8 protein-coding genes are annotated in these 7,520 nt (G+C 40.1%); 1 reads left to right on the top strand and 7 read right to left on the bottom strand.

Annotated elements, in window-relative coordinates; genetic code table 11:
* Positions 1-67 precede the first annotated feature (67 nt).
* Positions 68-556 carry a glutathione peroxidase gene (locus BCU91_RS05745; protein WP_102440660.1) on the bottom strand — a complete coding sequence of 163 codons (489 nt, stop codon included), beginning with the start codon at positions 554-556 and terminating at the stop codon, positions 68-70.
* 328 nt (positions 557-884) lie between these two features.
* Here BCU91_RS05745 and BCU91_RS05740 point away from each other — a divergent pair, with 328 nt between their 5' ends.
* Positions 885-1,421: a YfaZ family outer membrane protein gene (locus BCU91_RS05740; protein ID WP_102440659.1), complete on the top strand. Its 537-nt coding sequence runs from the start codon at positions 885-887 to the stop codon at positions 1,419-1,421.
* Positions 1,422-1,574: 153 nt separating this feature from the next.
* Here BCU91_RS05740 and BCU91_RS05735 read toward each other — a convergent pair whose 3' ends face one another.
* From BCU91_RS05735 to BCU91_RS05710, 6 genes are all read right to left on the bottom strand, one after another.
* Entirely contained in the window at positions 1,575-2,702 is a 1,128-nt protein-coding gene (locus BCU91_RS05735; RefSeq protein ID WP_102440658.1) for a patatin-like phospholipase family protein, read from the bottom strand.
* Between the two features lie 172 nt (positions 2,703-2,874).
* On the bottom strand, positions 2,875-4,590 hold the full coding sequence (locus BCU91_RS05730) for a proline--tRNA ligase (RefSeq protein ID WP_102531073.1): 1,716 nt from the start codon (positions 4,588-4,590) through the stop codon (positions 2,875-2,877).
* 138 nt (positions 4,591-4,728) lie between these two features.
* Positions 4,729-5,373 (bottom strand): acyltransferase, encoded by a 645-nt coding sequence (locus tag BCU91_RS05725; protein WP_102440662.1) that lies wholly within the window; start codon positions 5,371-5,373, stop codon positions 4,729-4,731.
* Between the two features lies 1 nt (position 5,374).
* Positions 5,375-6,121, bottom strand: coding sequence for a tRNA (N6-threonylcarbamoyladenosine(37)-N6)-methyltransferase TrmO (gene tsaA, locus BCU91_RS05720; protein WP_102440661.1), 747 nt, complete (start codon positions 6,119-6,121; stop codon positions 5,375-5,377).
* Between the two features lie 270 nt (positions 6,122-6,391).
* Positions 6,392-6,787 (bottom strand): Rcs stress response system protein RcsF, encoded by a 396-nt coding sequence (gene rcsF / locus BCU91_RS05715; protein WP_102440656.1) that lies wholly within the window; start codon positions 6,785-6,787, stop codon positions 6,392-6,394.
* 135 nt (positions 6,788-6,922) lie between these two features.
* A complete protein-coding gene (locus BCU91_RS05710) occupies positions 6,923-7,327 on the bottom strand; it encodes an H-NS family nucleoid-associated regulatory protein (protein WP_076540367.1) in 405 nt (134 codons plus the stop codon).
* Between the last annotated feature and the right edge of the window lie 193 nt (positions 7,328-7,520).

Here is a 7,520-nt window from a genome sequence, read left to right as displayed (position 1 = left end):
ATAATTTTTTATGTAATTAAATCAGTAGATTAAAAATACATAAAGTGTCGATTTAATGCGGTAACTATTACTTTTTCAGTAGATACTCAATTTGTTCTACTAAATTTTCAGGTTTCATGGTCGGTGCATAACGCTTTAACACCTTGCCTTCTTTGTCTATTAAGAATTTAGTGAAGTTCCACTTAATTGACTCGCTGCCCAGCAACCCTTTAGCTGAAGACTTAAGAAACTGATAGATAGGTGCGGCATTGGCGCCATTAACGTCCACCTTACTAAATAATGGAAAACTAACCCCGAAATTCAGTTCACAGAATTTGCTAATGGTAGCTTCGTCGCCTTTTTCTTGGGAGCCAAACTGGTTACATGGAAACCCTAATATCACTAAACCTTGCTCTTTATATAACTGATACAGGTGCTCAAGGGGTTTATATTGATGGGTGAAGCCGCATTCGCTAGCGGTGTTAACAACCAATACCACATGATCTTTAAATTGATCCATGGATACAGTGTTACCTTGAATGTCTACTGCGCTTTGCTGATAAAATGTTTGGCTCATGGTCAACTCCTAAAACGATAATAATACTTTTAAGTTTTATCATAACTGCAAATTGGATTGTGCACAATTTAAAATGCGGATTTAATAAACGCATAAGCTGATCTGGGCTTGCCATCAACGAGAGCAGTTAATTTTACCGATTAAGTTATACTCAACCGCGACTTGATATATTAACTTACAGGTATTGCTAACTCTTATTTATTGTAACTTGGTTGTGGTTTAATTGTGTGTTAATCCATCTAGGCGCTCGTGTTAGGCCTTTTTATAAAGACTAATTAATTAGCTCAGTATAATCTTGGCCCATAAGCACTTAGGTTTGAGGTTATAAATGAATAAAAAAATGATGGCTGTTATTGCAGCGAGTGTGTTTTGCGTCAATGTTAATGCTACTGAGTTTTCTTTAGGGCTCAGTGAGCACGTGGTATCTGCTGACATTAAGACCAATATTAACCCTAATGTTAATCTTGAAGCCGGTTATGTGTATTCAGATAAAAAGGGTAACTTGGCGCAGTTTGCCATGCATATGACCCATCAAACTGGTCCGCATTCAATTGAAATTGGCCCTAAGTTATCCAGTGTTTGGTTTGATAATAGTCCTAATGGCAGTGTCATTGCCGTCGGTGGACACTATGGCTTTGCGCTAGGCAATAAAATATCGCTGCATGCTGATGCTTATTATGCGCCGTCAGTATTGTCTTTTTCGGATGTCGATGGTTACACCGAATTAGGTGGAAAAGTGCAGTATGACTTTAACCCTAATATGGCGGTTTTTTTCGGTTATAGAAATATGACCTTCCAGTATGATGGTCGTTCAGATCGTGCTTTTGAAGATGGTTTCTATATTGGTGGCACTTCACGCTTCTAATACTTATTAAGCGGCACCTGTGGAAACACTCTCCACCAAAAAAGCAAGTTGCGTGGCAACTTGCTTTTTATTATTTGTAATAGCAGCGTATTTGGCAGTGAGTTCATCTCAAAGTGAGTCGTGCTGCACTAATCATTTAGCCAAGAAGCCTATTTAGGTTTCCAGTTCAAAAAAGGTTTTGATGGTATCCATTTGGTTCATAGCGTCTTTATAACCGAGATCAATTAAGGCACTGGTGTAGGATTTTTCAAATAATAAGTATGACGCGATACTTGAGTCTGATTGACGATTAATGCCAATAAATTTCAATAATATTCTGATGGCGAGAGGTAAGTCTTGAAAGTAGCGCGCGGCAATAACACTTAAATCTTCACTGGGCTTAATGACTAAGGTGTCAATTTTACGCAAATTAACCAGCTTAGCATCGGCGGGTGGAATAAGGTCTAAGGTGCTGTTTATCCGCTCTAAGCGTTCTAAATCACTGTTTAAAGTGTCTGAGAAAATGGTATCCAGTAAATGACCTGCAATGGTTGCTGTTTTTGGGTGAGCATCTATATCACTGTGCCTTTGTTTATGAGGGCTATCTAGATTGATCACCATAATTTTTCTGGCTCCTAGATGTATCGGGCTGGATAACGGCGACAATTGGTGTACTGAGCCATCACCAAAATAGGCTTGTTTTAATTTTACCGATGGAAAAACCAATGGGATAGCTGAGGTCGCCATCAAATGATCTGTGGTTAATGTGGTGCGGGTACCTTGTCTTCTTGCCCGTTGCCAGTCGTTAATATGATGGCTAGCTTGATAGAAACTGTAGGAATATGAGTCATTGTAACTTGATGCATCTAAGCTAATGGCCTTTAAAGCGCCACTACCGATGTTGCGTTCAATACGCTGAAAATCGATTAATTGATTCAGTAGTTTTCGTAATGGCTGATTATCAAGCAGGCTGCCCGCTTCGGTATTGACCTTATCACTTTGTAGCCCTTTTAAGGCCATTTTTGATAAGTGTTTTAATACATTCCAAAACGATGAACTGTAGACTTTATGGGTTTCAAAGTGCCGCCAAACCCAATCAAGTTTGCGAACCCCTAAATGGAAACAAGAGGCATGGGTAGCTAATGACGTTGCGTTAATTGCACCTGCTGAGCTACCACTTAGAATATCAAACGGGATATGATGATTACGCGGATAAAGCTGAACTAGCGCTTTTAACACGCCAATCTGATACGCAGCCCGTGCGCCACCGCCACCTAATACCAGTGCAATTGAATCTGACAACTATGCTCTCCTCTGTTTGATAAGCTGATGATATCAGTATGTATAGCAATAACTGGTTATACCAATCAAAATAACATAATCGACAGTAGTTACATGTAAAATATGAAATGAAAACCAAAAAAAACGCACCTTAAAAGGTGCGTTTTTTACGGCATAGTTTTAAAGCGAATGATTAGCCATTAATTGCTGACTTGATAAAGTCGACAATCTGATCAAACGGGATATCTTGTTTTTCACCAGTGCGGCGGTTTTTATATTCAAACACGCCAGCATCGATATTACGATCGCCAATAACAATTACATGAGGCAAGCCAATTAGCTCCATGTCATTGAACATCACGCCTGGGCGCTCTTTACGGTCATCTAATAAGATTTCAATGCCTTGGGCACTTAAGTCTGCGTAAAGCTGCTCAGCCATGTCTTTTACGCGATGAGACTTATGCATATTCATCGGTAAAATCCCCACAGTGAACGGCGCCAGTGACTCAGGTAACTTCATACCGCGGTCATCATGGTTTTGCTCGATTGCAGCGGCAACGATACGGCTAACACCAGCGCCATAACAACCCATTTGCATCACTTTTGACTTACCGTTTTCATCAAGTACGGTTGCGCCCATTGCTTCTGAGTAGTTAGTACCAAGTTGGAAGATATGACCGACTTCAATACCACGTGCAAACGCATAAACACCTTTACCATCTGGGCTTGCTTCACCTTCAACCACGTTACGAATATCCATCGCTTGTGCCATTGGTAAATCGCGCTCCCAGTTGATGCCAAAGTAATGCTTACCTTCTTGGTTAGCACCAGCAGCAAAGTCGCTCATTAGCGCGACGTCACGGTCAATGATAATAGGCATTTCAAGGCCTACAGGGCCGATTGAACCTGGACCTGCGCCTACAGCTGCAACCATTTCAGCATCAGTGGCAAACTCAAGTGGTGAGGCAACGAGCTCATGCTTCTCAGCTTTTAATTCGTTTAACTCATGATCGCCACGAATAACTAATGCTACCAATGGTGCATCTTCAGTTGCGCCCTTAACAATCAGGGTTTTAACTGTTTTAGTTATTTCAAGTTCAAACTGCTCAACTAATTCAGCAATGGTTTTGGCATTTGGCGTATCAACGACAGTCATTTCCTGTGTTGGTGCGGCTAATGTGCCAGTTGGTGCTGCAGTTTCTGCTTTTTCAATGTTTGCGGCATAATCACTTTCAGTTGAATAAGCGATCAAGTCTTCACCACTGTTAGCAAGAACATGGAACTCATGTGAGGTACTACCACCAATTGAACCCGTGTCAGCAATAACAGGACGGAAAGCAAGACCCATACGATTAAAGATGTTGCAGTATGCTTGATGCATGTCTGCATAAGTCTTATCCATGCACTCTTGGGTTAAATGGAAAGAATAGGCATCTTTCATCAAAAATTCACGTGCACGCATCACGCCAAAACGAGGACGGACTTCATCACGGAATTTTGTTTGTACTTGATATAATGTCAGTGGTAATTGCTTATAAGAGCTCACTTCTTTACGGACTAAATCAGTAATCACTTCTTCATGGGTTGGGCCTAAAACGAAGTCGCGGTTATGACGATCTTGGAAGCGGAGCAATTCAGGACCAAATTTTTCCCAACGTCCTGTTTCAACCCAAAGATCGGCCGGCTGTACTAGGGGCATCAAAATTTCAATAGAACCGACTTTGTTCATTTCTTCACGAACAATGGCTTCGACTTTACGTAATACACGTAAACCACTCGGTAACCATGAATAAAGGCCTGATGCATTACGACGGATAAAGCCGGCACGTAACATCAATTGATGGCTGATGACTTCTGCATTTGCAGGTGTTTCTTTTTGTGTTGAAAGCAGGTACTTGCTAACTCGCATTCCCAATGTCCACTTAGTAGCTATTAATGTGCGACATTTTATCACCTGTAACGATGAAGTCACCAGATAATTAAGCGATACCTGACAAAGATAGCCATAGGGCTATGGCAAAATGATATGGGCGATAAATTAAAGCAACTATTTATCGCGTCGGTCGCCAATGATTTTGGCAGGGTTACCGGCAACAATCGCAAATTCGGGAACATCTTTGGTCACAATACTACCCATGCCAACAATGGCTTGGTTGCCAATAGTAACCCCATCAACAATGCCAGCTTGGGCGCCAATCCATACATCACGGCCAATGACAATACCCTTTGATTGACTGGGTTGTTGATAGATATCTTGCTCTGCTGACATGCCATGGTTAAAAGCATAAATCGTGACGTTATTGGCGATACGGGTTTTATCACCAATGGTGATGCCGCAGCGACCGCCATCAAAAGAGCAGCCATGATTAATGGCCACTTCATTGCCTAGGGTTATCGGCCCATGTAAAAACACCTCGGCGGCAATCATGCATTGATTTCCCATAGTTATATTGCGCCCAGGCTCTGCAAACACATTGGCTTCGGGGGCGATAAAACACTGCTGACCAAACTTAATGGTTTCAAGCTGCTCAAATTGTTGCTGAACTTCATCTTGCCAGGGTTTAGCCCAGGTAAATTGTTTGTCTTTTAAGGAAAAATACAACCACGGCATCCAAGATAAACGTTTTTTATGCTGAGTTTGATAATCAGGACTTTTGTTTGTATCAAGGGTGCTGTTCAAATCAGACTTCATATTAGTTTTGACCAACGCTGGTGGGTTTAATTTCAATAACATTAATCTGCTGCTCAGTGACGGTCCAAAAAATATCAATATCATATAAGGCCACTTGATATAATTTTGGATCTGCTTTGGCTTTTTTATAAGCAGGTCGAGGGTCTTGAGCTAACACGTCAGTAATAAGTTGAATTAAATCACTGTTATTGAGCTTAGATGAGTGGGCGTCAATTTGCGCTTTTGCCAAGCTTGAAAATTGTACATCAATTAATTTTGGCGCATCTTGAGCGATGCCACCTGTCGCACTTTCTATTGAGTCAGAAAATGGAATATAAGGTTTTATATCAATAATGGGGGTACCATCTAATAAATCCATGCCGGATATTTCAAGACAAACTTTGCCATTTTTCTGAATAACCTTATGCAATTTAACCACTGACTGGCCAATACCATTAGGTCTGAATGTAGAGCGGGTGGCAAATACGCCTAACTTTTCATTGCCACCTAATCTTGGTGGTCTGACGGTATTTTTCCAACCTTGCTGTAGGTTTTCATGAAAACAAAAAAGCAGCCATAAGTGTGAATATTGTTCAATACCTCTAACCGCATCAAGGTTATTGACTTGAGGGGCTAATTCAATAACACCTTTAATATTTACCAACCCTGGTTGTCTTGGGATACCAAACTTTTGTTTGTAAGGGGTACGACAATACCCGACGGCCTCTATTTGAGAGTTAAAGTTTTGCGCGTTAGGATCTGTTTTCATGTCTAAGAAACCGTCAAGTGTTGTTACTAATAAATTAAGAGGGGGCATAATCAAGCATTGAACCTAATAAATGTTCAATGCTTTGTTAATTTAATACTAAAGAGCCATTAGCCAATGTAAGGTTTTAAGCAAAGCGGGTGTTAATGTCTTTAAAATGCTTCGGATAACAGCATAAATAAAATGACTTAGACACCTAGCCTGATGGTTTAATTTCTTTGACCATTAGCCATTAATAGTCGGTTGCTCTAATACTAAATTATTAACAAGTATCTACTGCTCAGTAGCGGTTTTAATTGCTTGGCCGACACAAATTGCTTGGCTGTAGCAGCTGTCGACCTGTTGTTCTGTTAATAGGCATTTTTTGATCATTAGCCCATTGGCACCTAGCTCGACCGCCTGTTTTCGTGCATCGGTTCTCGCATCTGCAATGCTTGCAGGAACCCCATCAGCAGTTTGTTGGCATGATTCACCTTCAACTAGGCCTAACACCTCAAATGACCCTTTAGGGCGTTGGTTCTCTTTATATAGAACCACATTTCCAGGTTTGAAATAGTCATCAATTGCCTTAGTGTCTAGGTTACTATTAAAAGTGTATTCACTAGCACAACCAGATAATAATATTGCTGAGCTTATAGCTAAAGAAAAAACAGGACGAGAAACGTTCATAGTAAAGCCTAATTCAAAAGAGGTGAATGTAGTATAGTTTACAATGCTTGCTAGCAGGTGGGAATAGAATACAGATAAGAAAAAAGCTTACCAAAGTAAGCTTTTTCTATATGAAGGATGTCAAAACAGCAAGTGTTATTCCATACCAGGAATTAAGAAGTCTTCCATTGTTTTGCCATTATCAACTTGGTTTTTGAACACAGTTGGCATACGGCCTTGACCCGTCCACTGGATTAATTCGCCATCAACTTCAATTTGGTATTTAGCAGGGCGCGGCGCACGTTTTTTTGGTGCAGGCTTAATTGATACTTCACCTAAGTCTTCAATTGATAAACCACTGTTTTCAATTTGCGCTAGAATTTCAGCAATGCGTGCATTTCTTTCTGCATTGGCTTCTTGCTCTGCTTTTTCGTCTTCTTCTCTTTCTGTAATGATTTTTTCAAGCTTTACTGAAAGCTCACGTAAATCTTCTACAGACAACTCTTTAACTGCAGCTTTAAAACGACGACCATGGGTTAGTATTTCTAAAAAGTCACTCATATCAATGTGCATCCTAATGGTTATTAAATAATAAGTTTTCAAGTAATGCTTTAGAGATTAAAGAATACCTATCAAAATCGCTACATTGCTTAATTATTTAGCATTGGAGTGTCAAATTTAATTGACCATTAAGCATGTCAATAAAGCACAATATTTAATAGTAAAAAATAAGTTTACTTGAATAGTCATTAAT

It is taken from the genome of Shewanella sp. 10N.286.52.B9, from assembly GCF_002873635.1.
Taxonomy (GTDB): Bacteria; Pseudomonadota; Gammaproteobacteria; order Enterobacterales; family Shewanellaceae; genus Shewanella.
Note: the sequence above shows the minus strand (reverse complement) of the source record. Positions and strands in the feature narration are given on the sequence as shown.